The sequence below is a fragment of the Bartonella sp. SD1336NMGDW genome (assembly GCF_042193565.1).
Taxonomy (GTDB): Bacteria; Pseudomonadota; Alphaproteobacteria; order Rhizobiales; family Rhizobiaceae; genus Bartonella; species Bartonella grahamii.
Genome location: NZ_JBHILW010000007.1, coordinates 20,305 through 47,240, shown reverse-complemented (window position 1 = coordinate 47,240; position 26,936 = coordinate 20,305). Strand labels below are relative to the sequence as shown.

Sequence of the window (26,936 nt, the reverse complement as noted above, 5' to 3'; positions counted from 1 at the left end):
TGTATTGTGCTAACATATCGTCATGAAACTGTCTTCTCTAAAAATCAAAAGATTCTAAAATTTTTGTTTGACCATCAGCCATAGCTACAATTGCACGTGAAGCCAATCCCAAAAAAAGGCCATGCTCAACAACACCAGGAATGGAAAGAAGTGCGTCCGATAATGGTTTTGGTTGCAAAATGCAGCCCCAAAATGCATCAAGAATAAAATGACCACCATCTGTTTCAAAAGGATTTTTTCCATTCATTCGCAATGCAATTTCTCCAGAAAGCCCTAAATCATCAGCGACTTTTTCGATGGCTCTGCATGTTGTATGGATACCAAATGGATTAACTTCAATTGGTAGTGCAAAAGCACCAAGTCTTTTTACCACCTTTGTTTCATCAGCAATGACAAGCATTGCACGAGATGCCGATGCTACAATTTTTTCATACAACAATGCCCCCCCTCCACCTTTAATGAGCATCATCTCAGGACCAATTTCATCTGCTCCGTCAATATCAAGATCCAATTCAGGTATTTGTTCTAAAGTGCTAACAGGCACTCCAAACTTACGACAGAGTTGTTCAGAATATCGTGAAGTAGCAACACCAGTCACTCGCAAACCATCCGCAACACGCTCGCCTAGAAGACGAATAAATTCATTGACTGTCGAACCAGATCCAATACCAAGCCGCATACCATCTTCAATAAATTCAAGCGCTTTAATAGCTGCCATTTTTTTTAACTGCTGAACATCCATGAATGACTTTGCCTTTTATCCGTATAAGCAACATTTACCATCCCTATTACCACCGATAATAATGATAATAAAAGATAACCTCTTGACGCAATCTATTTAAATTTACTATCATCTTTTGCTTGAAGAGATGTTACTCGTTATAGAAATATATGATAAGAATAAAATAGAATAATCAACAATTATCTTTTTTATTTCTTTGAGAAAATTTGTTAGCATTTTTCTCATTCAATAAGAATGTTTGATTTATCTTGTGCTATCAATAGGATGCACAAAGATGTGCATCCTAATTTTTTTTGAAAAATTTAAAATGATTAGATATAAAAATCATCTGTTTCTAGAAAACTCTAGATTATTATCCCGTTTTAATGACTTTGATAAACTTACTAATTTAAATACCGCAAAATTTTATCAGAAAAGTCTTCTATTATTTTTTGTTTTGTCATTATCCAAATGTGAAGCAAAATATGATAGATTATATTTTTTTATGAATGCTGTCTGTGCATATTCCATGGTCTATGAAACCCTGGCGAAGACCAAATAATATCTCCACCTTTGGTCATCATAACGCTTCCTCGTGATAACAATTGTTGAGGCGTAAATATTATTTTTGCCTTCTTATAACATGTTGGATTACGCATTACAAATGTCTGAATGAGAATATCTGCCTCTACACACTGATCTGTTTCTCTCTGTAAAACGATCACTTTTAATCCATTATCCAATAAAGATGTACATACATGATAATCACAAATAAATTGTCCGTGCAAAGAAGGACCATATTTTGTTGGTTTAATCGTTTCATTCACACGAAATGACTTTTTCCATATGGATGTCGTGAACTTAGAAATATGGTAACGGTCAATATATAATTTTTTATCATGGATAACGCCCACGAGACGCATATTATCTGCTATAATCAGTTGTATAGGTGAATGCATTACACAAATAGAAATACCAGCCAAAATAAACAAACTAAAAAAGAGCCGGATGGGTGTTTTGCAAAAAGTCAGTCCAACCAAGCCTATACTCAATAAAACCAACGCAGATAACGGCATAAAATCAGGATTCAAATCAGGAGAAATAGCCTTGATCGCAAGCGCAATCTTTATCACAAGATCAACACCAAACCCCATAATTTGAAGGGGGAGCCATTCGAATCCTCCTAACATTGCGAGAACTGCAATTAATCCAAAAGGAATGACGAAAATTGAGATGACAGGCAAAGCAAAAGCATTACTGATAACGCTCAAAGATGCCGTATTAGAAAAATGATAAGCAGCATAAATTCCACTTGCACTCCCTGCAACAAGGGAAGAAGCACATGTTGAAAGTATCGATAAGAAAGCAAAATTTATCACTCCTCCTCCAACATAAGAGGGGGTTGTTTTTCTTTTACGAAAAAATGATCTTCCACTCCACCAATCAAAAAAAGCGATCAAAGCAGCAGTCGCAGAAAAGGACATTTGAAAGCTAGGACCTAATATTTCATGGGGTGTAATCGCCAGAGTTATCAACCCTGCAATAGAAAAATTACGCATTGTTATAGCAGAGCGATTACACAATATAGCAACCAACATAACAGCAATCATCACAAAACTTCTTTGCGCTGATATTGCTAAGCCCGACAATAACAAATAAAAAGCTGTTATCATAAACGCAACGATAGCAGCAAATTTTTTACTGGAATAATAGGAAGAAAAAACTGGAAAAAATGCTAAAAAACTACGGATACTCAAAAGAACTATGCCGCTTAACAACGCCATATGTAAACCTGATATTGATAAAATATGGGCTAATCCAGCCGTACGTAATGCTTCATTTGTCTCATTTGAAATGCCAGCACGCTGCCCTGTTATGAGAGCAGCAGCAACACTCCCCTTTTCTCCTTCAAGGGCCATACGGATTCTTTGTGTCATCTTCGTGCGTAAATTTTCAATTTTCTGTAGAATGATAGCGAATATTCCATCAGGCTGCGAAACCGATATTTTTCTTGGTTTTCCTAAATAAACGCCTTGTGCCCCAATTCTTTTAAAATAATTATGAAAACTAAAATCGTAGCCTCCTGGACGCACTGGCCCAGAGAATGCACGAATCTTAACTTTCCCATATAGTCCATCACCAATTTCTAAGCCAGATGGCAAATATCTTGCCGATAAACGAATACGATGAAGACTATGGCATAATATGGACTTTTCTGTACTCAAAACATCCAAAACTAAACGAAATCCTCCTTTGGCGCCTGACTCAATAGAAACAATTCTTCCCGTCAATGTAGTGACAATGTCACTGCTTAACATGGGTGTTGCAATACGCCACGTTTCTATTTTTGCCGCTAAAGCACCCAATATAATACAAAACAGAAATCCCACGGGAATCCATATTTTTCGATAAAAACGTGCAACATAGAATATTCCCAGAAAAATACTGACCAACGCCCCCAATTGTCCCCAACTTGGTTCCCACTCTAAATGAAAATACAAAATGATTCCTAGGGCAAAAAAGACTAAAATCAGCGAAAAAAGGATACCAAAAGAAACTTCTTTACTAATACAATCTTCTAACCATTTGCGAAAAAAAATGATTATTTCTTTTAAGAGTGTCAATAAAAAAAGTTTTTGTTGGTTATAACTGCTGTTCTTTGCATCATCATATCCAGAAAAAACACTCTGCCCTATTTTGCATGGCTTTTTTCTTTCTGTAACAGATTTTTCGGATAAACCCTCTTTACTTTTATAAAACATCAGTCCCCCACTTTAACTCGCAATACGGCTATTGCACACCCCATCACTTATGCTAACATGACTTTTCTATAAAGTTCCATAAGAAATATCTTAGTTTAAAGGAAAATATTCGTGTCTGTTATTACTCGTTTTGCCCCTTCACCCACTGGCTTCCTTCATATTGGTGGTGCTCGTACTGCTCTTTTTAATTGGCTTTATGCAAAACATACCGGTGGAAAAATGCTTTTACGAATTGAAGATACAGACCGAGAGCGCTCAACAGAAGCAGCTGTAAAAGCTATTATAGATGGCTTGCACTGGATGGGGCTTAATTATGATGGCGCCCCTATTTCGCAATTTGAACGTGCTGAACGTCACCGCCAAATCGCCGAACAGTTGGTCAAAAACGGCAAAGCTTACTATTGCTATGCTTCACCTGAGGAGTTAGCTGAAATGCGTGAAAAAGCCCGTGCAGAAGGGCGCCCACCACGTTATGATGGACGTTGGCGCGACCGTGATAGTTCTGAAGCTCCTAAAGGTGTTAAGCCTGTTATTCGCATCAAAGCCCCTCAAGATGGAGAAACGATTGTACATGATCGTGTTCAAGGTGATGTCCGTTTTCCTAATAAAGATCTCGATGACTTCATTATTTTGCGTTCTGATGGTTCGCCTACCTATATGCATGCTGTTGTCGTTGATGATCATGATATGGGTGTAACACATATTATACGCGGTGATGATCATCTTACAAATGCAGCACGCCAAACAATTATCTTCAATGCAATGGGGTGGGACATTCCTGTTATGGCCCATATTCCTCTTATCCATGGTGAAAACGGTGCAAAATTATCAAAGCGACATGGTGCACTCGGTGTTGATGCCTACCGAACAATGGGATATCTTCCTGCTGCTTTGCGTAATTACCTTGTCCGTTTAGGTTGGAGTCATGGTGATGACGAACTGATGTCACTGAAAGATATGATTTCTTGGTTTGACATTGAAGATATTAACAAAGGTGCTGCTCGTTTTGATCTCAAAAAGCTCGATTCCATCAACGGACACTATATGCGCATGAGTAATGATCAAGAACTTTTTGATGCCGCTCTTAATATTCTACCAGAAACCGATAGGGGAGCACAAATTATTGAAAGACTTGATGAAAAACGCCGTGTTCAATTTTTAAAAGCAATCCCGCATTTGAAAGAACGTTCAAAAACACTGTGCGAACTGATTGACAATGCCTCCTTCATTTTTACACAACGACCTTTACAACTTGATGAAAAAGCACAAATGCTCTTGGATAAAAATGGACGAACCATTTTAAACGATCTTTATCTTGCCCTGAAAGCTTGCCCCTCTTGGGATACAAAAAACCTAGATGAAACACTTCGCTCTTGTGTACAAACGCAGAATCTCAAGTTTGGATCTATCGCCCAACCACTTCGCGCAGCTCTTACAGGATGTGCAACATCACCAAGTGTTTTGGATGTTCTTATTTTATTAGGACGCGATGAAGCTCTTCATCGCATCAAGGACCAACTTATCACACCAATATGCCCATGATGTGTACTGAGTATATTTCCTCAAATAGGGATCTATAGAGATATCTCAACGCGCCCTAAAAGAGTTTTTTATGTTATATCATTGAAATACATTTTTTATTGAGTAATAATGATCAATGAGGGAATATTTTTAGATTGCATGTACTCACTTTTGGAGGCAATCTACCCTTAATATAAGTAAGAAAAGCTTCAGTTATACATCCCCCACTCTGATGAAGCAGAGTCTTAATTTTTAGAAGTGAAGGATCTGAAAGGAATACCGAATGTCTGAGAGTAACGCATATATTATTGTGAATGATAGAAAAGTAGAGCTTCCCTTGCGTAAAGGTACGATTGGACCTGAGGTCATTGAAATTGCTTCTCTCTACAAAAAAACCGATATTTTTACTTATGATCCTGGTTTTACTTCAACAGCTTCTTGTGAATCAAAAATTACTTATATCGACGGTGATAAAGGCATATTGCTTTATCGTGGTTATCCTATTGATCAATTGGCTGAGAAAGGAGACTTTCTCGAAAGTTGTTATCTTTTACTTTATGGTGAACTTCCAACACAGCAAGAAAAAAATGAATTTGATCGATGTATTATGCAGCATACCATGGTACACGAACAGTTTGCACGCTTCTTCCATGGCTTCCGCCGTGATTCTCATCCTATGGCCGTCATGGTTGCCTGCCTTGGCGCTATGTCTGCGTTCTATCACGACTCTATTGATATTACAGATCCTCACCAGAGAATGATTGCTTCTGTTCGTCTTATCTCAAAAGTTCCAACGCTTGCTGCTATGGCCTATAAATACAGTATCGGACAAGCATTTGTTTATCCACGTAATGATCTTAGTTATGCTGCAAATTTCCTCCGTATGTGCTTTGCTGTTCCTTGTGAGGAATATAAAACAAACCCTGTGCTTGCTCGGGCGATGGATCAAATCTTTATCCTTCATGCAGATCATGAACAAAATGCTTCTACATCTACGGTACGTCTTGCTGGATCCTCGGGTGCTAATCCGTTTGCCTGTATTGCAGCAGGTGTTGCATGCCTTTGGGGACCAGCACATGGTGGTGCCAATGAAGCATGTTTAAAAATGCTACAAGAAATAGGTTCTATTGAAAGAATTCCTGAATTTATTGCACGTGCAAAAGATAAAAATGATCCTTTCCGCCTTATGGGCTTTGGGCACCGTGTCTATAAAAATTATGACCCACGTGCAAAAATCATGCAAAAAACCTGTCATGAAGTTTTAAAAGAACTCAACATTCAAGATGACCCGCTTCTTGATATTGCAATAGAACTTGAAAAAATTGCCTTAAGTGATGAATATTTTATTGAGAAAAAGCTTTATCCCAATGTTGATTTCTATTCCGGCATTACATTAAAAGCTCTAGGCTTTCCAACTGAAATGTTTACTGTTCTTTTTGCATTGGCACGCAGTGTCGGGTGGGTGGCTCAATGGAAAGAAATGATTGAAGACCCTGCACAAAAAATTGGTCGTCCTCGACAACTCTACACAGGCTATGCTATGCGTGACTATGTTCCTATAGATGAACGTGCAAATTAAAAAAAGAAATCAATAAAGCTTTAGTTTACTGAAGCTTTATTGAAAATAATCCAAAAATATCCTTTGAGAATTTTTATAAAACGTGATTTTAAAACTCTTTCTACAGAGGTAACATCATCATAAAAATTAAAATTCTAAGTTTTAAATTGAGAATACTCTTCTGCAAGTTAGCCAAACATTTAGCAAAAAGAAATTGAAAATTTTACCTTATAATTCTCATTATCTTTAATGGAAGTGTATTTCCTGTCATTCCCTCGTGTTTAAAAACCTTATTGCATATTAAAATCTAGCAATGTAACAATTTTACTTTCTATCTTCTCCAGATAAAATTGCAAAAGGCTTACATTAAGTGCTTCTTTAAAATGCCAAAACTTCTTATCTCTCTTCAAGTAGATTAGAATAAAAATACTTTACATTTTGTCCTGTTAAGAGCTGAAATTTTCTTCGTATTTAAGTTAATAGTTTTCCTTTTAAATCTAACTTGTTGATTTTTTAAGTAAAATTATTAAAAATCATTATATAATCAACAAGAGGTGTACTTTTTTCCTGTATTTTTTATTCCCATACTTGATAAAAATAAATCATTTTTTTGATAATGATATCCAGCATAATGATAGCAAAATGAACACAGATAAATTTTTTACATTGCTCCAAAAGAGCTTACAGATTATAAAAATGCATGATGGTTTCATATTTGCCAGCTTATCTAATAGGAGAACATAATGAAATTATTAGCAGGAGCTCTTATAATAAGCGCAACACTGTTTACCCTATCGGCCAATTCTCAAACGCTGAAAATTGCAAGCGATGCCTCTTATCCGCCATTTAGTTATATTGACTCAAATAACGAACTTCAAGGGTTTGATATTGATATATCTTATGCGCTTTGTAAAAAAATGAATGTTGAATGTACTATTGTCACACAAGACTTCGAGGGGATGATTCCTGGTCTTCTTGCAAAAAAATACGATGCTATCGTTTCTTCCCTTTCTCCTACAAAAGAGCGCTTACAAAAAATTGATTTTACAGATCCTTACTACAGTACTGTACTCGCTGTTATCGTTACCAAAAATTCGGGGATTAAAGAAATCTCAACACAAAACTTTAGAGGTAAAAATCTTGGAGTACAATCGAATACAACACAAGCTGCATATGCGGAAGATTATTATGCCTCTGAAGGAGTGAATATCAAACTTTATCCTACAGCAATAGAAGCTAATCGTGATCTTTTAAGCCATCGGCTTGATATCATTATCTTTGATAAATTAAAAGCATTAAATTGGCTTGAAAATGAAGGAAAAGATTGCTGTATCCTCCTAGGAACTCTAGAAGAAACAAATTTTCCTGTTGCAATTGCACTCCGTCAAAATAATAACGATCTTAAAAACAGTTTTAATAAAGCAATAGAAGAAATCCGTGCTGATGGAACCTATGAAAAAATTATGAAAAAATATTTTACTTTCAATATTGATTAGATATCACTATGAGTTAAAATTCAGTCTTTATATTTAAGGAATATTTTAAACTCTTTATTGGGCATGCAAATGTAATTGGGAATTCGGCATTTTTATAAGAAAATTTACATTTATCAAAATAATTTTAATTGTTGCTCGATATCTAAACGTTTTATAGAATATAATGACAACAATAAGATTGTGTTTTTATGGTATCAAAATCTAATTTTTTCTTTATGTTCAAATTGAATAGCTTTATTTTCAAGAAAAATCCTCAGTTTTTACTCATGAAATGATTCAAATCAATCATTTCATGAAAATTAAGCTATCATACAAGCAATAAGATATTTATTCTTTTTTTATCAATAAAAAAGATAATTTTTTTGATAATAATGTCCAACATAATGATCTAAAATAAACATCAATAAATTTTTGAATTGCTCCAAAAAAGCTTACAGATTATAAAAACATAGTGATTTCATATTTTCCCGCTTATCCAATAGGAGAACATCATGAAACTATTAGCAAGAGCTCTTATAATAAGCGCCGCACTATTCACCCAATTGGCTGATGCGAAAACATTAAAAATTGCGAGTGAAGGCACATACCCTCCCTTTAGTTATATTGACTCAAATAATAAATTGCAGGGACTTGATATTGATATATCTTATGCACTTTGTAAAAAAATGAATGTTGAGTGTACTGTTGTCACACAAGACTTCGAGGGAATGATCCCTGGACTTATTGCAAAAAAATATGATGCTATCATTGCCTCCCTCTCTCTCACACAAGAGCGCTTACAAAAAATTGACTTCACAGATCCTTACTACGATACAGCACTGGCTGTTATTGTTACCAAAGCTTCGGGAATTAAAGAAATCTCAACACAAGACTTTAGAGGTAAAAATCTTGGTGTACAATCAAATACAACACAAGCTTTCTATGCAGAAGATCATTATGCTTCTGAAGAGGTGAAAATTAAACTCTACCCTTCCACAATAGAAGTGAATCGTGACCTTTTAAATCATCGACTTGATGTGATTATTGTTGATAAATTACAAGCATTAAATTGGCTTAAAAATGAAGGAAAAGATTGCTGTCTCCTCCTTGGAACTCTAGAAGAAACAAAATTTCCTGTTGCAATTGCACTGCGTCAAAATAATAATGATCTTAAAAATAAGTTCAATAAGGCGCTAAAAGAAATCCGTTTAGATGGAACTTATGAGAAAATTATGAGAAAATATTTTACAAGTGATATCTATTAAATATCAATATGATGTTTAAATGAAACCCGCTAGTTATTTCTAAAAAATATTATCTAACTCTTTCATGAGGAACACAAAAATGATTGAAAATTTAGCATTGCTATCATTTAGCAATGGTGGATGGGGAGCGGTTATACTTTCTAGTGCAGGAATGACATTGTCATTGGCATTATGTTGTGGACTTCTAGGACTTCCTCTAGGTCTTCTAAATGCAGTGATGATTCGATCCAATATTAAGATGGCCAAAGCGATGGCACGCCTCTTTTCAACGGTATTTCGTGGACTACCAGAGCTTTTAACTTTGTTTTTAGTTTACTACGGGTTACAAAGCCTTATTCAAAATGTCTTTGACTATTTTAATTTTGAAATCATGTTCAGTATCAATGCTTTTGTTGCTGGTGTTCTTGCGCTTAGTATGGTTCTTGCAGCTTTTTCTTGTGAGGTTTGGCTTGGAGCATTTAATATTTTTGATAAAGGCCAATATGAAGCGGCTAAAGCTTTAGGCCTTTCACGGTCAACCACATTTTTTCGTATTGTCTTTCCTCAGCTCATCCGAAATGCCTTGCCAGGACTTTCTAATAATTGGCTTACTTTACTGAAAGATACATCCCTTGTTTCAACCATCGCACTTGTTGACCTCATGCGACAAACGAACTTAGCTGTCGCTGCTACCAATAAACCCATGCTATTTTATCTTGTAGCATGCTTACTCTATTTGTTATTTTCAGCGGTTTTTACTGCAATCTTACGCCATTTGGAAACATACACTCAAATAGGCGATAAAAAGGTGCTACGTCAATGATTCCTGAGTGGCTGTATTTCCTTTTCAATCCTGATCTTTTAAGTCATTATGGACCAAAATTTATTAATGGCTTTATTGTTACTGTTGAGCTTGTTTCTATTTCTTGTTCTCTTGGTTTTTTTCTTGGTATGCTTATCGCTTTTGCACGTTTATCAAAAAATACATTTTTACAGTATTGTGCAAACGCTTATGTCTATTTTTTCCGTGGCTCTCCTTTATTAGCTCAACTCTTCCTTTTTTATTATGGACTTGGTTCAATGAACGACTTCTGGCAACAGGTTGGTTTGTGGTGGTTTTTTCAAAACGCGTGGTATTGTTGTCTTTTTATTTTTACTCTCAATTCTGCTGCCTATCAATCTGAGATCTTTAAAGGAAGTTTTCTATCCGTAACAACTGGGCAACGTGAAGCATCAAAAGCTTTAGGTCTAAGTAACTCTGTCACATTTTTTAGAGTTATTCTTCCACAAGCAATGATTGTAGCATTACGCCCCCTAGGAAATGAGTTGATTTTAATGATTAAATCCAGTGCTCTTGCCTCACTTATTACTGTTTATGATTTAATGGGGGTTGCTAAACTCACTTATTCACGGACTTTCGATTTTCAAGTTTACGTTTGGGCTGCTCTTATCTATCTCTTTATCGTTGAACTCATTCATCGTTTTATTGTTTTTATCGAACAACGCCTCACTCGATATTTACGGTAAATAAAAATGATCATAAAAAACTTCACAAACAAAAATGTTGAATTAATCAAGTTATTCATCAATGAAAGAATAAAATAAGATGAATTTGAAAAGTAATAAATCGATCTCTCCCTGTAAAAACCCTGTGATCTCTATTCGAAATCTAAATAAATGGTATGGAAACTTTCAGGTCCTACATGATATCAACTTTAATGTTCAAGCTGGTGAACATATCGTTATTTGTGGACCATCGGGATCAGGAAAATCAACATTAATCCGTTGTATTAATCAATTAGAACAAGCACAAAAAGGTTCAATCTGTATCCATAATGTTGATATCCATACCGCTCCTATACAACAGCAAAAAAATGTTCTTCGTAAGATAGGAATGGTCTTTCAGAACTTTAATTTATTTCCCCACATGAGTGTTATACAAAATTGTATTTTAGCACCTATGACAGTTCAAGGACTTTCCAAACAACAAGCACAAGAACGGGCAATTCGCTACTTAACGCATGTTGGTATTGAAAAACACTGTGAAAAATATCCTTTACAACTTTCTGGTGGGCAACAGCAACGTGTTGCGATTGCCCGTGCACTTTGTATGGAACCTGAAGTCATGCTTTTTGATGAACCAACCTCTGCTCTTGATCCAGAAAGTGTGGGAGAAGTTTTAGACGTGATGGCTCGATTGGCCGATACAGGGATCACAATGCTTTGTGTTACCCATGAAATGGGCTTCGCACGTAAAGTCTCAGAAAGAATACTCTTTCTAGAAAATGGAAAAATTATTGAAGATACAGCCTCTGAAGAATTTTTTACTAATCCTAAAAGCCAACGTGCTTGTAATTTTCTGGCTAAAATTAAATATTAATTATTAACATATTGCTTTATTTATACAATTTTATTCCTGCTTTTTAAAAGAGTGATAATTGTTTGTGCGCCAACAACCCCCGATGGTACTTCAGTTTTCATTTTCTGTTCTACCATCTCAAAGGCATCGAGTTGTGCCTGTCGTATTAAAGGATTAAACAAAAGTTGTTCTACTTGTCTTGCTAACATGCCTGGGCGTAGAAATTCATCAAAATATTCCGGTACAATAGGCTTATCAGAAATAATATTGGGAAGAGCTGCGCTCCATAAAATTATTTTAGGGAAAAAAAAGAATTTAGAAAAACGATCAAGTTTATAGCAAAGGACCGTTGGAATTTTAGCTAATGCTAATTCAAGCGAAACCGTTCCAGATGCTGCAAGTGCAACATCTGCTTGTGCAAAAGCACGCCATTTTGCATCTTCACCAACTACAATTTCTACTTTGCTTTTCCAGCCTTGTACAAAATCACGAATTTTATCCGCTAAACGTGGTAAGGTTGGTAAAATAATACGTAAATGAGGAATACGTTTTACAAGAATCTCTACTGTTTCTCGAAAAATAGGCATCAAAGAACGAATTTCTAAATTGCGTGATCCTGGTAAAATAACTAATGTAGGCGATGATGTTTGTGTATCGATCAAATTTCTTTGTTCTAATTGGCATTTTTTTTCTGACTGAACTATCAAAAGGGAAGGATATGTCAAAAGACGATGTCCAACATAAGTCGTGGGAGGACCACCCAAATCTTGCATAATCTTTTCTTCAAAAGGAAAAACCGCTAAAACATGGTCAACAAACTTGCGCATAGCTTTAGCGCGCTCTGGACGCCATGCCCAAACGGTTGGTGCAACATATTTAATGATAGGAATAGAAGGCGCTAAAACGCGCACCTTTTTTGCAACACGATGCGTGAAATCAGGACTATCAATAATAATGAGGCAATCAGGTTGTTCTTGTGCAATAAATTTGGATAAATTGCGAATATGTAGCAACAATAATGGTAGTTTTTTCAACACCTCCTTTAAACCTATTAAAGCAATATCATGGGAATCAAAAAAGCTTTTTAAACCTAATGCCTTTAAATGCCTCCCCCCAACACCAATCAAATGAATATTGCATCCTGTTTGTTGTGATAAACAAGAAATTAAATCGGACGCAAGTAAATCACCAGATTCCTCCCCTGAAACCACAGCAATCTTTAAAAAACAATTATTCATGACCAAACTTTTCAAATGTCTCTATAAATAGAGAATATTTGTTGGCTTTTTCTATTGTTGTTTTCACCGATAATATTAGACTTCTATTTGCCTCCACCGCAACACCAGATAAACCACTCTTTGCAATATTCATTATTGTCGCGGGCCCAATTGATGGTAAATCAACGCGATTATCCTGTTGTGGTTTTGCACATTTTACAAGAACGCCACCTTTAAGGGGAATTTGCCCTCTTTCTCGCATTTCACAAACACGCCACAACATATTATCAGTTCCCTCAGCGCCCTCCAGTGCAACCACCCTTCCTTGGACAACAACAACGGCTTGCCCGATATCTAATTGACCTAAAAGCTTTGCTGCTTCTGCTGCTAAAAAAATATCTTTTTTCTCTTTTCGCGTAGCACGCCGCACTGTTAAATCAAACTCTATGGGAGCTAAAAGATCTGCGACTATCTCGTGAGCACCAACAACACGAAAACCATACGTTTCAATAATCCGTATAAAAGCTTTTAATAACGCATCATCCCCTCTCTTCAAAGCTCCGATTAACTTAGGGAGAGCTAAAAATGTTGTCCAGTCCAGTCGCAATTGTTTAAGAAGTGGGCGCTTTTTCACACCACCTGCCAAAACAACATTATAAACTCCAGCCTCTTTTAAGATTTTAACGAGTCGCGCTAACTCCACAATTGATAGCTCGCAATGCTCATAGCGATAAAGAACAGAATCCGCCTCACCACGCAAAAGCACAAGAAAAGGATTCTCTCCATTCTTCTCAAGAGCCTGCGCAACAGTAATCGGTAGAACACCATTTCCTGCTATAATAGCAGTACGGCCGGAAAGAAAACTTCTGGCTCCCCAAATAGGCATTTTTAATCCTTATGTTCTTTTATTCTATCACCTTCAAATTTTGGTGTACAATAAAAACGTTTTCCTTCTTCCTTAATAAAATTAACTATATCAAGAACAGACTGAGAAGAAGAATAGAAAGAAGCAACATCACTGACACGCTCTTTAAATGGTTTGCTATGATCAAAAAGCATAGCAACCGCATGACGGAGTGCATGAATATCTTGACGCTCAAGTCCCGCACGCTTCATGCCAATAATATTGAGGCCAGCAAGTTTTGCCTGTACCCCAACAGCTGTTCCATAGGGAATGAGATCACCAACCAATGCCGATACACCACCAATAAATGCATGATGCCCAACACGAACAAATTGATGCACAGCAGCACCCCCACCAATAATCACATAATCACCAATAATAACATGACCAGCTATCATCACATTATTTGCGAATGTTACATGATTCCCTACATGGCAATCATGAGCAATATGCGCATAACAAAAAAATTGGCAATTATCACCAACAACTGTCATTCCTACACTCGAATCGGAACCCCTATGCATTGTTACGCCTTCACGAATCGTGCAGTTTTCACCAATCGAAAGAGTCGTAGCCCCTCCCTTATGTTTATTATTTTGCGGATCTGCTCCCAAAACTGCATGAGAAAATACTTTACTCTTGGCTCCTAACGTTGTCTTCCCCATTATCACAACATGACTCATCAAACTGCATCCATCACCAATAACAGCATCTGAACTAATATGACAAAACGGTCCAACTTGTACATTCTCACCAAGCTGCGCTCCATTCTCCACAAGAGCAGTTGGATGGATTTTCGTACCGGACATTTTTAAATTCCCATCAAATATCTTTTATTCTTGTTCGACAATCATCGCAGCAATTTCTGCTTCAGCGACGCGGACATCTTCTACTTTTGCAACGCACGAAAAACGTCTCATACCAGATCTTTTTTTCAAGAGCTGAACATGAATCTTGAGCTGATCACCAGGCATAACCGGCTTACGAAATTTCGCATTATCAACCGTCATAAGGTAAACTAAATTTGTTTGCTTATTGCCTAAATTTAAAAGTGCTATTGCTCCTGCCGTTTGTGCCATAGCTTCTAAAATCAAAACTCCAGGCATAACAGGCTTCGCGGGAAAATGTCCCGTAAAATGCGGCTCATTAATCGTTATATTTTTAATACCAATAGCTCCTTGTTCACCATCAATATCAACGATACGATCAATTAATAAAAATGGATAACGGTGCGGTAATATTGATAATAGTTTTTCAATATCGACAGCCTCTAAGTTTTTAGTCTTTTCACTGCTGATCATATCAGCGTTTCTCCTTTTTAACTTTTCCCATACTGCGCAACGTCGCTACTTCACGAAACCATTGTTTAAATGGTCGTGCTGGACTACCTCCCCATTTTTCGCCATCCGGAATGTCATTCATAACACCACTACGAGCAGCAATCTGAACACATTTACCTATTATGATGTGATCGGCTACTCCGACACCTCCGCCAAGCTGAGACATATCCCCTATCGATGTACTTCCCGCAATGCCACATTGAGCGGCAATAAGACAATAGCGGCCAATTTTTACATTGTGGGCAATTTGGACAAGATTATCAATCTTGCTTCCTTCACCAATAACAGTATCTTGAAATGTCCCACGATCAATTGTCGTGTTCGCACCAACTTCTACACCATCCTCAATAATAACGCGACCAAGCTGTGGAATTTTCTCGATTCCAGAAACGCCCCCAATATAACCAAAACCATCTTGCCCAATGCAAACACCAGGATAAAGCTGAACCTTATCACCTATTATAGAACACTGAACTGTTACCTTAGGAGCAATATAGCAGTCACATCCAATACGGCAATTTTCACCGATAACAGCTGTGGATGAAATAAGAGTTCCTGCACCAATCTCAACATTTCTACCAATAACAGCTCCCGCTTCAATACACACATCATGTGCCAACTTAGCCGTTGGATGAATATGCGCATGCGATGAAATCCCCTTGGGTCCCAACCAAGGCATTGGCTTGACAGAATCTGGAAACAAAATACGACCAATCTGAGCAAAGTCACGCTGTGGTGTGGATGTTACCAAAATTGCCATAGTTTCGGGAACTTTAAAAACAATCTCATTCGTACAAAAAACAGCAACAGCGGAACTGTCCAGTAAAGCATCAGAAAACTTCCGATGCTCTACAAAAACAAGAGAACCCTCCACAGCACTCTCAAGTGAAGAAAGAGTATTGATAACTTTATGAGAAAACTCTGGATTAAGAAGCTTTGCACCCGTCAACTCAGCAACATTTGCAACTGTCAATTGCCGGGACGGCGTAAAAAAAAATGTATCCGCCATCAAAACACTTTCTCTCCCAGCTTAAGCTATTCTCTTCAAGTTTTTCCTTCTTAAAATCGCTCAAATCAGAACTTTGTAGAAATACCAAAATTCAATTGTTGCAAACGATCACCTTCCTGCTTCGTTATTGGCCAAGCATAATCAAAACGCAAAGGACCAAACGGAGAATCCCACATCAAACTCACACCTGCAGATGAACGCCAAGCACTTTTGGTATTGGTAACAGACGGTTCACCCTTAAAAACGGCTTTATAATTATTGCCATAAAGCGTGGCAATATCCGCAAATAAAGCACCGCGCAACCCGAACCCTTCAGGCACAACAGGGATAGGAAACTGTACTTCAGCAGTCGCATTCATATATGTTGTTCCCCCCAAGAAATAAACCTCACCCTTACTGGAAACCTGACGCGGACCTATTCCATTATATTTGAACCCTCGAATCATATCAGTATTCGCTTTAAACATATCGAAAATACGAACACCATCTCGACCCATTCCGTGGATATAACCACCCCCAAAGGAAAGCAAACCAACAATATCCTTCTGGTCAGAAAGAGTCTTGTACATCATCGCCTTACCCGTGGTCTTCAAGAACTTTGCACTTCCACCAAGCCCTGCATATTCCTGAAGAAGATGCACGTACCACCCATCATGGGGGGATCTCATATCATCAATCGTATTATAGGTGAAACCATAACTAATTGATGAACGTTTCCAAGGGCTTTGTTTTGCAGCTTGAACAATCGCACCAGAATATTTCCCATATAATGCTATTACGTCACTCTCTTTGTCAAAATCATACTCTCCGCCAAAATCATATTCTTCCTGCACGTAAGAATAAGCTAAATTAGCAGATAATTGATTATTAATAGGTAACGAAAACCGCAGCGATCCACCTGTCTGTCGTACATCATAAGCTTTATCAGCACGATAAGTACTACGAAAAACATCAACACCAGCAGATAAACGATACCCTAAGAAATAAGGATCAACAAATGATAAATTATAATTACGAGATTTTTCTTGCCCTGCACCCAACCCTAAACGAACATATTGACCACGTCCCCCAAGATTACGTTCAGTAACAGAAACTTCAAGGGACATACCAGGACTCGTTCCCCCTGTTGTATACCCTCCAGAAAGAGAGAGATCTCCTGTTGAAGCTTCAACGACATCTATTACCAAAATAACTTGGTCAGATTGATCTGTGGGAACCATTGAAATATTAACAGCTTTGAAGAAACCTAAACTTTCTAGACGACGTTTTGCCCGCTGTAATAAAGTTTGATTGTAAGCATCCCCTTCGTTTAAATCAATCTCACGGCGAATGACGTAATCACGCGTTTTCTCATTGCCACGTATATCAATACGCTGAATATAAGCACGTGTACCCTGTTCAATATTATATAAAATTGAAATTGTATGATTTGCTAAATTACGATTTCCTCGCGGTTCAACTTTAGCAAAAGCATATCCCGAATCAGCAACCTTGTTATTAATAATTGCAACAGACTGTTCAATATCTTCTGCACTATAGACATAACCTGGCTGGGTTTTAAGCACCCTTTTCACAGATTGAACGTCAATTCCATCAACATCACTTTCAACCTGAATATCACTAATTTTATAGCGCACACCCTCATCAAGAACGAAAGAAATTTTATACCTATTGCTTGCTGCATCAAAAATCGCTTTAGAAGAGACTACACGAAAATCTGCATAACCACGATTATAATAAAAGCGACGTAAAGCTTCTTCATCAGCAGCGAGACGCTCTTCACTGTAAACATCACCTCCCAACAACTTCGAAAAAATTCCTGAAGTTTTTGTTGAAATCACATCACGCAAACGGCGACTTCCAAAGACACTATTTCCCTTAAAAGTGATATCACCAATCTTTGTTTTTTGCCCTTCAACAACATTAAATACCACATTAACCCGCCCTTTTCCAAGGTTAATCGTTTGAACGTTGACAGTGATATTATTACGACCAAGAGTTTTATAAGCTTCACGAATTGTATTTATATCAGCAGAAAGCTTAGCAGAATTAAAAGGCTCATTCGGTTTTAAAGAAATAAACCGCTTAAGATCTGGGTCTTTAAAAGATTTATTTCCCTGAAACAATATCTGATTGACAACCTCATATTCTTTTACGAATACAACCAATTTATCACCTACCGGATTTATTTTAACATCATAAAATAAACCCAATTCGAAAAGATTCTTCACAGCATTATCAACATCAGCACTGGAAACCCCTTGTCCAGCCTTAATCCCGATATTGTCTCGAATTGCCTGAGAACTTACAAACTTATTCCCACGAACCTCAATAGAACGGACTACAGACGCTTGTATTTCTCCAACCGCAGCAATTGACATAAAAACCGTTGCTGGGGCAATCATCCCCATTTTTAACACCAATACAGATGCTGCATTTAAAAACTTTGAATTTGTAGTCATTGGCTTTTTTACCTTACTCTTGTTCCTTGGACATGATGCCTTAAAAAGCTAACTGCCATAACAACCTCTTTACAGCGAGACTTTTCATTCCTTAATTACTCATTATAATGTACGACGCCACAACATTTTGCAGACATGGTAAACAACCTTCAATTTGTTTTCGCTATTATTACTCAATTTATAAAGCGTTTTCCATAATTTAATTAGCTAAACCAACAAAAATAATCATTAAAAAAGACAAAGATCATAAAAAGGAGAAGAATGGAAAAACCTAAACGAAAAATAATTCCCTGGATTTTAGCAGATATTTCCCTCCCAGTAATGACCTCAATGACATGCAATAAAAGATGCCCACCATCAAGCGGTAGAATCGGAAAAAGGTTAATAAGCCCAACACTTATTGAAAGAAAAGCCGCTAAATTCAACAAAGAGACAAAACCTGTCTCGCTCACTTTCCAAGCAATTTTAACGGTTTTAGAAGGTCCACTTAGCCGACAACGGTCCTCTTTTCCTCCTATTAAACGACTCATAAAAAGAACGGTTTGAGTGACGATAAACACAGTACGGTCTGACGCTTCTCTTACGGCTGTTACAAAACCATAGCGAATATGTTTTATATAAGTTGGATCTAAATGTGCAGGATTATTTAAATCAATAGGAACACCTACACCTATCATAGCACTTCGTGTTCGATTACCAAATCCATCATCTCGCTCAACGATTTTCGGAGTAATCACCGTTGTAAAGAATCGCCCCATGCGTTCTATTTTAAACTCTATGGGTTCTCTTCCGTGAAAAGCCACATAATTCATCAAATCTTCAAAACTTTCAACCCGTCGTCCATCCATTTCAACAAAACGATCACCTAATTCCAAACCGGACTGAAGAGCAGGGCTATCTTTTACCAAAGAACCAATAACGGGCTCAATGGCTACACGACCATAGATAAAGAAAAAAAATGTTAGAATAACAACAGTAAAAAGGGCATTGAAAAAAGGACCGGCAAAAACAGTTGCTGCTTTTTTCCAAGCATGCGCACTAGCAAATGAACCGTCAACAATCAGAGATGATTGGGATGATACCGTATCATTTTTTTCCTCATCCCCAACAAACTTTACATACCCTCCTACGGGGATAAGCGCTAAACGCCACTTCGTGCCATGCTTATCTGTATAACTCGCTATTTCTGGCCCAAATCCAAGCGAAAAAACTAACGCCTTAATACCACACCACCGACCAATGAGATAATGCCCAAATTCGTGCACAAAAATGATAATCATAATGATGAAAAGAATACTCAAACTTCTTAAAAGAAAATCACCCATAGTGACGATATAATTTAAAAGTCCCAAACTACCTTCTCCCAATTAGATCATACTAAAAAGATTAAAAGGTGCATCCATATCAGACATAAATGAACCAATTAAATAAAGAAGAAAAGCTGCCCCTACCAATCCATCTATACGATCCATAAAACCACCATGTCCAGGCAATAAAGAACTAGAATCTTTAACAGAAAACCGTCTTTTGAGCCATGATTGCCCTAAATCACTCAATTGTGAAACAATTGACAAAACAAGTGTAAGGAGAGGCACAAAAAAACTTGCTAAATTTATATCAAAAAATCCAAAAGCAACCCATATACCACCGAAAACTCCGACAAATGTACCACCAAGTGCTCCTGACCATGTTTTATTAGGAGAAAATTGTGGTGCTAATTTAGGTCCCCCTAATGCACGTCCGATAAAATACCCGCCAATATCTGTTCCCCACACTATCGTAAATAAGAAAATAACAACTTGGAACCCCAACATTTCATGATCCCGTAGAAAGCATAAAGCAACAACAGGAAAAGATGCATATAAAAAACCACAAAAAACCCAACCACTCTTTTTTATAGATATAATAGCCAACACCGCAGCCAAAACGATTAAAACACAAAAAATCAATGAAGCAGATACACTCAACACTAAAAAAAAGCCAAAGATCAAATAAAAGCTACTTGCTAATATTTTTTGTAAAATACACCATTTCTCTTTAGTAATACTCATCCACTCATAAAGAACAAAACCGCCAATACACCATACAAATAAAAAAAAGGAGATCCCTCCCAACCATGTTAGATACAATGCAATAAAACCAAACACAAAAGCTGTCAGAACACGATAAACCAAATTAGACAAAACAACATCCAAACAATAAAAATAGAAAATACAAGCTCTAAAATTGACGTAAGAAAAACCTCCCTACGCAATATTTTTATTTCATACTTGTATAAATTTCCCTTATAATTTATCATAAACAATTCAGTTTACCAAGATAGCGCTTATAAGACAAATAATCAATGAAAACAGCTTCGAAAATCTCCGTCAAGATTGATCCTAAAGTATTTTTTTAATATTTTCTCAAATATAAAATGAAAAAGCAGCTACCTATCCCCATATAAATTAACTAATATAGGTTTCATATAAAAACACTTCTCTATCAAATATTCGTCGTAAAAAAACGAATTACACCATATAGCATCTGCTTCATCGATTATACTCAGATGTTTTATAATGGAAAATAAGGAAAGGTTAGGCTTGTTTTTTTGTGTTATATTCTTTCCCCAACCCTCATCTTAGAATATTTAAATAATTTCTAAGAATGCTTTCATTATGCTGTTTAACAAAGACATGCTAAACTGAAAGCCCTCACCATGCTGCTCAATAGCGTCTTCCAGCAAAGGACATGATTTACCACGCAGATTAAAAAATTAAAACATCTGCCCTTTCGAATCAATCTCTCCCATATCAAAATGATAAAATACCTTCCTGCATCACACCTCGCTATCACAGAGCACACCACTTCCCTTATCTATAGAAACAATTTACAGGCTGGGAGTAAACATCCTTTTCTAACAACAAAATCGTCTTAAACGTGCATAATTTCAGATTCTTTTACGGCTAAAATTTTATCAATATCAGCAATCGTTTCATCTGTGAGTTTTTGAACTTTTTCAGACAAACTATGGGCTTCATCTTGTCCAATTTCACCATCTTTTTCTAACTTTTTCAAATTGTCCATACCATCCCGACGAACATGACGTGTAGCAACACGCGCTTGCTCTGCATAGTGATGTGCAATTTTTACAAGTTCTTTACGGCGCTCTTCATTCAACTCAGGCAAAGGAATACGTAAATTCGTACCATCAGTTATGGGATTTAAACCAAGACCAGAATCGCGAATAGCGCGCTCTACAGCTCCTACCATCGTTTTATCCCATACAGAAACAGAAAGCATCCGAGGTTCGGGAACAGAAATATTAGCAACCTGATTTATGTGCACAACAGAACCATAAGATTCAACGGTCAACGGCTCTAATAAACTGGCCGATGCACGTCCAGTCCGCAAACCACCTAATTCATGTTTAAAAGCCGTAATAGCACCATCCATGCGACGTTTCAGATCATCCATAATTGATGTAACATTCATATTTCTGTCTCCTTCAATTGTCCTTTGAAGCTTACCCTTATTCCGATACTATTGTAAAGCGTCCTGTTCCATTCAAGACCTTAGCCAAACCGCCCTTTTCATGAATGGAATACACAATAATCGGTACATTGTTCTCACGTGCTAAAGTAACCGCCGTTGAATCCATAACAGATAATCCCCATTGTAACACTTCAACATGTGTTAATTGGTCAAAACGTTTAGCCGTAGGGTCTATCTTTGGATCTGCTGAATAAATACCATCAACTTGTGTTCCTTTAAGAAGGACATCCGCACCAATCTCAGCTGCACGCAAAGTAGCAGCAGAATCAGTGGTAAAAAATGGATTTCCTGTACCGCCCGCAAAAATAACAACTTTTCCCTGATTCATATAAGCTATTGCTTTACGTTGCGAAAAACTTTCACAAATTTGTGGCATAGCAATCGCAGAGAGTACAACAGTTTCAACCCCTAATTTTGTCAAAGATGTTCGCAATGCTAAAGAGTTGATAGCAGTTGCAAGCATTCCCATATGATCCCCTGTCACTCGGTCTCCACCATGTGAAGCAACAGCAACGCCACGAAAAATATTTCCCCCACCGATAACAACTGCAACTTCTATCCCCATTGTGCGCACTTCTGCAATATCAGCGGCAATACGATCTACAACAGAAACATCAATGCCAAAACTTTGCCCCCCCATAAGAGCTTCACCAGAAGCTTTTAAAAGAATACGTTTATACGGAAGTGCTAATGCCATTAATAATCTCCCCAAAAGCACATTTACTTTTTGCTTTTGACATCACGAAGGGCACCACTTTTTTTCACGTGACGCCCTCTCAACAATTACATTGCCCACACCAGAGATTCTACAACCAACGATATGATTTTAAATCTCTAATCAAGAGTTTGCAATAACTAGCCTTTTACAGCAGCAGCAACCTCTGCAGCAAAATCAGACTCCTCTTTTTCCACACCTTCACCCAATGCAAAACGAATAAAGCCTGTAATTTTTGCTGGTGCACCAATTGATTTCTCAGCATCCTTTAAAGCTGCCTCAACAGTCATATCAGGATTCATAACGAAAGCTTGAGAAAGCAAAACAACCTCTTCAAAAAACTTACGCATACGTCCTTCTACCATTTTTTCAATGATATTTTCAGGCTTTCCAGACTGACGTGCTTGATCTGAAAAAATTGCTTTTTCACGCTCAACAGCAGCAGCATCAACATCTTGTGCTGTAAGTGCTAAGGGATTGGTTGCCGCAATATGCATTGCAACTTGCCGACCAAAAGCAAGAGCAGCCTCTTTATTTCCTGTTGTTTCAATCGCAACCAAAACACCAAGCTTACCAAGACCATCAGCTACACTATTGTGTATATAAGTCGCAACAACACCATTCTCAACAGACAATTTAGCGGAACGACGAAATGTCATATTTTCGCCAATTGTACCAATTGCATCTTTAATCGTAAGCTCTACAGTTTTCTCAGAACCGGGATAAAGAGAAACAGAAACAGATTCAACATCACCTGGCGTATCCAAAGCAGCAATTGCTATATTGCGCACGATGTCTTGGAATCCGGCATTGCGTGCAACAAAATCTGTTTCAGAATTAACCTCAACCAAAACCGCATTTAAATCTTTTGATACGACTCCGATTAATCCTTCAGCCGCTGTACGACCAGCCTTTTTATCTGCTTTAGCTATTCCTTTTTTACGAAGCCAATCAACAGCAGCTTCCATATCACCACTGGTTTCAGCTAGAGCGGCTTTACAGTCCATCATACCAGCGCCAGATAGTTCTCGAAGTTCTTTTACTTGTGCAGCAGTAATGCTCATATTTGCCTCTTTATTTTGTAATAGTGAAAGCGTGCACCCCCCTCTGCACGCCTATAACTTCTTCTTTAGACAATAAAAGTACCTTAATTAGGCGTTTTATATTATTCAGAAACTTCTGAAACCGCATTTTCTTTCAAAATAGGCTCCACAGGCGCATCAACTTGAGCTCCCAAATCAATACCCATTGCTCCTTGCTGGCGTGCAATACCATCAAGGGCAGCACGAGCAAAAAGATCGCAATAAAGAGAAATTGCACGCGAAGCATCATCATTACCTGGTATCGGATGCGTTACGTCATCAGGATCGCAATTGGTATCAATAATAGCAATCACTGGAATACCTAAACGTTTTGCTTCTTGAAGGGCAATATTTTCTTTATTCGTATCGATGACAAATATAAGATCTGGAACAGATCCCATATCTTTAATACCACCAAGCGCACGATTAAGCTTTTCACGATCACGTTCAAGATTTAAACGTTCTTTTTTGGTAAAACCTTGCGCCTCAGCAGCAAGAATTTTGTCAAGCTTTCGCAAACGATGTATCGAATTGGAAATCGTTTTCCAGTTTGTGAGCATGCCACCAAGCCAACGTGCATTAACGTAATACTGGGCAGAACGATTCGCCGCATCAGCGATAATGTCAGATGCTTGCCTTTTCGTACCAACAAAGAGAATACGACCACCACGCGCAACAGTATCTGAAACAAGTTTAAGCGCTTGGTGTAAAAGCGGAACGGTCTGAGCAAGGTCAATAATATGGATATTATTACGCTGACCATAGATATAGGGAGTCATTTTGGGATTCCAACGATGAGTCTGGTGACCAAAATGCACACCTGCTTCTAAAAGCTGGTGCATAGTAAAATCGGGTAGTGCCATAAATCTTATCCTTTCCGGTTCAACCTCCGCGGAAAAAGCAGGAAAACCTACTACCGGCGGATGCTTGCTAGAATTTTCTCACAAATTATTTGCAAACACCCAAACTCCGCGTGTGGAATAGTGCAAACATACTAATATTTGATTCTTTTTCAAGTCATTTTCTTTAATCATTTAATATTTGCATTTTCACATTGATTAAGATCTTTTCCAAGTTCCAAGAATTCGAGACTGTTCAATTTTGCACGCACTGAAAAAGTTCCATAATCTATATGAAGATCACGCATGATACCATTCTCATGTAAGAGAAAACTGCTACGATAAACCGGCAAACCATCTTTATTTTCTCCATCATCAAAATAAGAAATTGTAACAGGCCAATATTCGTCTTCATCCAATTTTCTCACTTTTTCCGTTTCGCTATCAGATAAAAGCGCCTTCTTTTCCCCTATGACGATACTTTCTTTTATAACTTTATCTGCTTTATTTGTCCCATCAAATACAGTAACATTGTAAAAATGATGCCCTGCTTTTGCATGGCGGATAATATTTTTTAGTTGCATCATTGGAAATTCAGCCATTGCAAGCTTATACTCTTTTTCCTTTGGCTTTTTTAAGGTAACTGTAATACCATCTTGAGTACGCTCCGCGACCCCCTCAGCACGATGCGCAACCTCTTCTCCCTCTTGATCTGTAATATTAAAACGAAATGTACGGCTGTCTCCTGTTTCATAACTCGTCGTCTGTTGATCCGTTAAACGTACCGGCATATCTTCAATGTGAACACGACTAATAAAACGAAAACGTGTGCTATAGCCTTGGCATGCCGAACCAGTAAGCTCGTAAACCATTCGCCCTGACATCGCAGAAATTGTCATGTCATGAGAAACGCTATCGAGATGAAAATCATAAATTGCTCGATGAGGCACAATAAAAATAGGCTCTTCAGCTCTCGCTGTACATAAAAAAACAATATATAAAATTATTATAAATAATGATCTAATCATTCCCAAATTCCAAACTTTATCCCCGTTGCATAACATCATACAATAAGGCAAAAAAGGCTAATTTCTCAATTAACCACACATTTCCTTAAATCAAAAAATAGATTATACAATGAATGTATTATAGAGCAGCTATGGAGTTTAAATTATGACCAATATGATTGAAAAAAACTTAGAGGAATTCGGAATCACTCTTCCTGAAGTAATCTCCCCCCTTGCCAATTACATCACCACTTCACAAAGTGGCAATCAACTCTTTATTTCTGGACAACTCCCTCTTATTAATGGAAAACCAATAGCCATCGGTAAAGTTGGTGCAACTGTGAATACCGAACAAGCCCAAAAAGCATCCGAAGCTTGCGCTCTCAATATTCTCGCTCAACTCAAGGCAACTCTAGGTGACTTAAATAAAATAAAACGTGTGGTAAAAATTACTGTTTTTGTGGCTGTAGATTCTCATTTTACCGATATTCCTTTTGTTGCCAATGGAGCTTCTAATTTATTTGTCAATATTCTTGGTGACATTGGAAAACACGCCCGTTCTGCTATTGGTGTTGCCTCTCTTCCTATGGATGTTCCTGTAGAAGTTGAAGCCATCATAGAAATCTAAGCCTTCATTAAGACAGAGCCCCATCCTAAATATAACTAAAGTCAAAATACTTCTTTGTCTTACACTCTGATAAACTTTGCATTTTTTCGTTTTTAATTAAAATCTTAAACTTATAATAAAAGGAAATATTTGTATGAAACAAGCTTATGACAATAACAATATTTTTGCTAAATTGATTCGCAATGAAATCCCTTCTGTTCGTGTCTACGAAGATGATGATGTTATTGGATTTATGGATATCATGCCACAGGCACCAGGTCATACGCTGGTCATTCCTAAAAAAGGCTCTAGAAACTTACTTGATGCGGATACTGAAACATTATTTCCCGTTATTAAAGCTGTTCAAAAAATTGCAAATGCCGTCAAAAAAGCCTTTCAAGCAGATGGCATAACTGTCATGCAATTTAATGAAGCAGCTAGTCAACAAACCGTTTATCACCTCCATTTTCATATTATACCACGTATGGAGGGAATAGAACTTACCCCTCATAATAATATGATAACGCCTACAGAAATACTTGAAGAGAATGCAAAAAAAATCCGTGCAGCCTTATAACAC

At 37.3% G+C, this 26,936-nt stretch carries 24 protein-coding genes; 9 read left to right on the top strand and 15 right to left on the bottom strand.

Going from position 1 to position 26,936, the window contains the following annotated elements; all coding sequences use genetic code 11:
- Positions 1 to 37: 37 nt before the first annotated feature.
- Both rpiA and ACFIKH_RS05465 read right to left on the bottom strand, forming a co-directional pair.
- Positions 38 to 742 carry a ribose-5-phosphate isomerase RpiA gene (rpiA, locus tag ACFIKH_RS05470; protein ID WP_375671144.1) on the bottom strand — a complete coding sequence of 235 codons (705 nt, stop codon included), beginning with the start codon at positions 740 to 742 and terminating at the stop codon, positions 38 to 40.
- Positions 743 to 1,224: 482 nt separating this feature from the next.
- Positions 1,225 to 3,483, bottom strand: coding sequence for a ComEC/Rec2 family competence protein (locus ACFIKH_RS05465; protein WP_375671142.1), 2,259 nt, complete (start codon positions 3,481 to 3,483; stop codon positions 1,225 to 1,227).
- A 111-nt stretch (positions 3,484 to 3,594) separates the two neighbouring features.
- On the opposite strand from ACFIKH_RS05465, the gene gltX reads away from it, so the two are divergent.
- The 7 genes from gltX to ACFIKH_RS05430 all read left to right on the top strand — a co-directional run bounded on the left by gltX (position 3,595) and on the right by ACFIKH_RS05430 (position 11,661).
- Positions 3,595 to 5,025, top strand: a complete 1,431-nt coding sequence (gene gltX / locus ACFIKH_RS05460; protein WP_375653848.1) for a glutamate--tRNA ligase — start codon at positions 3,595 to 3,597, stop codon at positions 5,023 to 5,025.
- Positions 5,026 to 5,287: 262 nt separating this feature from the next.
- Positions 5,288 to 6,583 carry a citrate synthase gene (gene gltA / locus ACFIKH_RS05455; RefSeq protein ID WP_375627199.1) on the top strand — a complete coding sequence of 432 codons (1,296 nt, stop codon included), beginning with the start codon at positions 5,288 to 5,290 and terminating at the stop codon, positions 6,581 to 6,583.
- A gap of 722 nt (positions 6,584 to 7,305) precedes the next feature.
- Positions 7,306 to 8,058: a transporter substrate-binding domain-containing protein gene (locus ACFIKH_RS05450; protein ID WP_375626242.1), complete on the top strand. Its 753-nt coding sequence runs from the start codon at positions 7,306 to 7,308 to the stop codon at positions 8,056 to 8,058.
- A 491-nt stretch (positions 8,059 to 8,549) separates the two neighbouring features.
- Entirely contained in the window at positions 8,550 to 9,302 is a 753-nt protein-coding gene (locus ACFIKH_RS05445; RefSeq protein WP_375648409.1) for a transporter substrate-binding domain-containing protein, read from the top strand.
- Positions 9,303 to 9,381: 79 nt separating this feature from the next.
- The gene (locus tag ACFIKH_RS05440; protein ID WP_012755055.1) at positions 9,382 to 10,104 is read left to right on the top strand and encodes an ABC transporter permease; all 723 of its coding nucleotides are present in this window, start codon (positions 9,382 to 9,384) and stop codon (positions 10,102 to 10,104) included.
- Positions 10,101 to 10,808 carry an ABC transporter permease gene (locus tag ACFIKH_RS05435; protein WP_375620077.1) on the top strand — a complete coding sequence of 236 codons (708 nt, stop codon included), beginning with the start codon at positions 10,101 to 10,103 and terminating at the stop codon, positions 10,806 to 10,808. The genes ACFIKH_RS05440 and ACFIKH_RS05435 overlap by 4 nt, the downstream gene beginning before the upstream one ends.
- 79 nt (positions 10,809 to 10,887) lie before the next feature.
- Positions 10,888 to 11,661 (top strand): amino acid ABC transporter ATP-binding protein, encoded by a 774-nt coding sequence (locus tag ACFIKH_RS05430; protein ID WP_375627193.1) that lies wholly within the window; start codon positions 10,888 to 10,890, stop codon positions 11,659 to 11,661.
- A 20-nt stretch (positions 11,662 to 11,681) separates the two neighbouring features.
- On the opposite strand, the gene lpxB is transcribed toward ACFIKH_RS05430, so the two are convergent.
- The 13 genes from lpxB to ACFIKH_RS05365 form a co-directional block, all read right to left on the bottom strand.
- Entirely contained in the window at positions 11,682 to 12,878 is a 1,197-nt protein-coding gene (gene lpxB / locus ACFIKH_RS05425) for a lipid-A-disaccharide synthase (RefSeq protein ID WP_375648410.1), read from the bottom strand.
- Positions 12,871 to 13,743 (bottom strand): LpxI family protein, encoded by an 873-nt coding sequence (locus tag ACFIKH_RS05420; RefSeq protein WP_375648411.1) that lies wholly within the window; start codon positions 13,741 to 13,743, stop codon positions 12,871 to 12,873. The genes lpxB and ACFIKH_RS05420 overlap by 8 nt, the downstream gene beginning before the upstream one ends.
- A gap of 2 nt (positions 13,744 to 13,745) precedes the next feature.
- A complete protein-coding gene (gene lpxA, locus ACFIKH_RS05415; protein ID WP_375653846.1) occupies positions 13,746 to 14,570 on the bottom strand; it encodes an acyl-ACP--UDP-N-acetylglucosamine O-acyltransferase in 825 nt (274 codons plus the stop codon).
- A gap of 24 nt (positions 14,571 to 14,594) precedes the next feature.
- Positions 14,595 to 15,062, bottom strand: a complete 468-nt coding sequence (fabZ, locus tag ACFIKH_RS05410; protein WP_375627185.1) for a 3-hydroxyacyl-ACP dehydratase FabZ — start codon at positions 15,060 to 15,062, stop codon at positions 14,595 to 14,597.
- A gap of 1 nt (position 15,063) precedes the next feature.
- Positions 15,064 to 16,110 carry a UDP-3-O-(3-hydroxymyristoyl)glucosamine N-acyltransferase gene (lpxD, locus tag ACFIKH_RS05405; RefSeq protein ID WP_375626258.1) on the bottom strand — a complete coding sequence of 349 codons (1,047 nt, stop codon included), beginning with the start codon at positions 16,108 to 16,110 and terminating at the stop codon, positions 15,064 to 15,066.
- Between the two features lie 65 nt (positions 16,111 to 16,175).
- Entirely contained in the window at positions 16,176 to 18,572 is a 2,397-nt protein-coding gene (gene bamA / locus ACFIKH_RS05400; protein WP_375671140.1) for an outer membrane protein assembly factor BamA, read from the bottom strand.
- A 203-nt stretch (positions 18,573 to 18,775) separates the two neighbouring features.
- Complete coding sequence (locus ACFIKH_RS05395) at positions 18,776 to 19,924, bottom strand: RIP metalloprotease (RefSeq protein WP_375627179.1); 1,149 nt, start codon at positions 19,922 to 19,924, stop codon at positions 18,776 to 18,778.
- Between the two features lie 15 nt (positions 19,925 to 19,939).
- Positions 19,940 to 20,755, bottom strand: a complete 816-nt coding sequence (locus ACFIKH_RS05390) for a phosphatidate cytidylyltransferase (RefSeq protein ID WP_375626262.1) — start codon at positions 20,753 to 20,755, stop codon at positions 19,940 to 19,942.
- A gap of 730 nt (positions 20,756 to 21,485) precedes the next feature.
- Positions 21,486 to 22,046, bottom strand: a complete 561-nt coding sequence (frr, locus tag ACFIKH_RS05385; protein ID WP_012755044.1) for a ribosome recycling factor — start codon at positions 22,044 to 22,046, stop codon at positions 21,486 to 21,488.
- Positions 22,047 to 22,083: 37 nt separating this feature from the next.
- Positions 22,084 to 22,803, bottom strand: coding sequence for a UMP kinase (gene pyrH, locus ACFIKH_RS05380; protein ID WP_012755043.1), 720 nt, complete (start codon positions 22,801 to 22,803; stop codon positions 22,084 to 22,086).
- Positions 22,804 to 22,961: 158 nt separating this feature from the next.
- Positions 22,962 to 23,885 (bottom strand): translation elongation factor Ts, encoded by a 924-nt coding sequence (tsf, locus tag ACFIKH_RS05375; RefSeq protein WP_375627177.1) that lies wholly within the window; start codon positions 23,883 to 23,885, stop codon positions 22,962 to 22,964.
- A gap of 101 nt (positions 23,886 to 23,986) precedes the next feature.
- The gene (gene rpsB / locus ACFIKH_RS05370) at positions 23,987 to 24,766 is read right to left on the bottom strand and encodes a 30S ribosomal protein S2 (RefSeq protein WP_375626266.1); all 780 of its coding nucleotides are present in this window, start codon (positions 24,764 to 24,766) and stop codon (positions 23,987 to 23,989) included.
- A 167-nt stretch (positions 24,767 to 24,933) separates the two neighbouring features.
- Positions 24,934 to 25,770, bottom strand: coding sequence for a cell envelope integrity EipB family protein (locus ACFIKH_RS05365; RefSeq protein WP_273788136.1), 837 nt, complete (start codon positions 25,768 to 25,770; stop codon positions 24,934 to 24,936).
- 145 nt (positions 25,771 to 25,915) lie between these two features.
- Between ACFIKH_RS05365 and ACFIKH_RS05360 the strand changes: the two genes are divergently transcribed.
- Both ACFIKH_RS05360 and ACFIKH_RS05355 read left to right on the top strand, forming a co-directional pair.
- On the top strand, positions 25,916 to 26,377 hold the full coding sequence (locus ACFIKH_RS05360; protein WP_375626268.1) for a RidA family protein: 462 nt from the start codon (positions 25,916 to 25,918) through the stop codon (positions 26,375 to 26,377).
- A gap of 133 nt (positions 26,378 to 26,510) precedes the next feature.
- Positions 26,511 to 26,933: an HIT family protein gene (locus ACFIKH_RS05355; RefSeq protein WP_375648350.1), complete on the top strand. Its 423-nt coding sequence runs from the start codon at positions 26,511 to 26,513 to the stop codon at positions 26,931 to 26,933.
- Positions 26,934 to 26,936 lie beyond the last annotated feature (3 nt).

Excerpts from the sequence above, each read along its gene's own strand:
- rpiA (WP_375671144.1), bottom strand. The coding sequence starts at position 742 with ATGGATGTTCAGCAGTTAAAAAAAATGGCAGCTATTAAAGCGCTTGAA.
- ACFIKH_RS05465 (WP_375671142.1), bottom strand. The coding sequence starts at position 3,483 with ATGTTTTATAAAAGTAAAGAGGGTTTATCCGAAAAATCTGTTACAGAA.
- gltA (WP_375627199.1), top strand. The coding sequence starts at position 5,288 with ATGTCTGAGAGTAACGCATATATTATTGTGAATGATAGAAAAGTAGAG.
- ACFIKH_RS05450 (WP_375626242.1), top strand. The coding sequence starts at position 7,306 with ATGAAATTATTAGCAGGAGCTCTTATAATAAGCGCAACACTGTTTACC.
- ACFIKH_RS05445 (WP_375648409.1), top strand. The coding sequence starts at position 8,550 with ATGAAACTATTAGCAAGAGCTCTTATAATAAGCGCCGCACTATTCACC.
- ACFIKH_RS05440 (WP_012755055.1), top strand. The coding sequence starts at position 9,382 with ATGATTGAAAATTTAGCATTGCTATCATTTAGCAATGGTGGATGGGGA.
- ACFIKH_RS05435 (WP_375620077.1), top strand. The coding sequence starts at position 10,101 with ATGATTCCTGAGTGGCTGTATTTCCTTTTCAATCCTGATCTTTTAAGT.
- ACFIKH_RS05430 (WP_375627193.1), top strand. The coding sequence starts at position 10,888 with ATGAATTTGAAAAGTAATAAATCGATCTCTCCCTGTAAAAACCCTGTG.
- lpxB (WP_375648410.1), bottom strand. The coding sequence starts at position 12,878 with ATGAATAATTGTTTTTTAAAGATTGCTGTGGTTTCAGGGGAGGAATCT.
- ACFIKH_RS05420 (WP_375648411.1), bottom strand. The coding sequence starts at position 13,743 with ATGCCTATTTGGGGAGCCAGAAGTTTTCTTTCCGGCCGTACTGCTATT.
- lpxA (WP_375653846.1), bottom strand. The coding sequence starts at position 14,570 with ATGTCCGGTACGAAAATCCATCCAACTGCTCTTGTGGAGAATGGAGCG.
- fabZ (WP_375627185.1), bottom strand. The coding sequence starts at position 15,062 with ATGATCAGCAGTGAAAAGACTAAAAACTTAGAGGCTGTCGATATTGAA.
- lpxD (WP_375626258.1), bottom strand. The coding sequence starts at position 16,110 with ATGGCGGATACATTTTTTTTTACGCCGTCCCGGCAATTGACAGTTGCA.
- bamA (WP_375671140.1), bottom strand. The coding sequence starts at position 18,572 with ATGACTACAAATTCAAAGTTTTTAAATGCAGCATCTGTATTGGTGTTA.
- frr (WP_012755044.1), bottom strand. The coding sequence starts at position 22,046 with ATGAATGTTACATCAATTATGGATGATCTGAAACGTCGCATGGATGGT.
- pyrH (WP_012755043.1), bottom strand. The coding sequence starts at position 22,803 with ATGGCATTAGCACTTCCGTATAAACGTATTCTTTTAAAAGCTTCTGGT.
- tsf (WP_375627177.1), bottom strand. The coding sequence starts at position 23,885 with ATGAGCATTACTGCTGCACAAGTAAAAGAACTTCGAGAACTATCTGGC.
- rpsB (WP_375626266.1), bottom strand. The coding sequence starts at position 24,766 with ATGGCACTACCCGATTTTACTATGCACCAGCTTTTAGAAGCAGGTGTG.
- ACFIKH_RS05365 (WP_273788136.1), bottom strand. The coding sequence starts at position 25,770 with ATGATTAGATCATTATTTATAATAATTTTATATATTGTTTTTTTATGT.
- ACFIKH_RS05360 (WP_375626268.1), top strand. The coding sequence starts at position 25,916 with ATGACCAATATGATTGAAAAAAACTTAGAGGAATTCGGAATCACTCTT.
- ACFIKH_RS05355 (WP_375648350.1), top strand. The coding sequence starts at position 26,511 with ATGAAACAAGCTTATGACAATAACAATATTTTTGCTAAATTGATTCGC.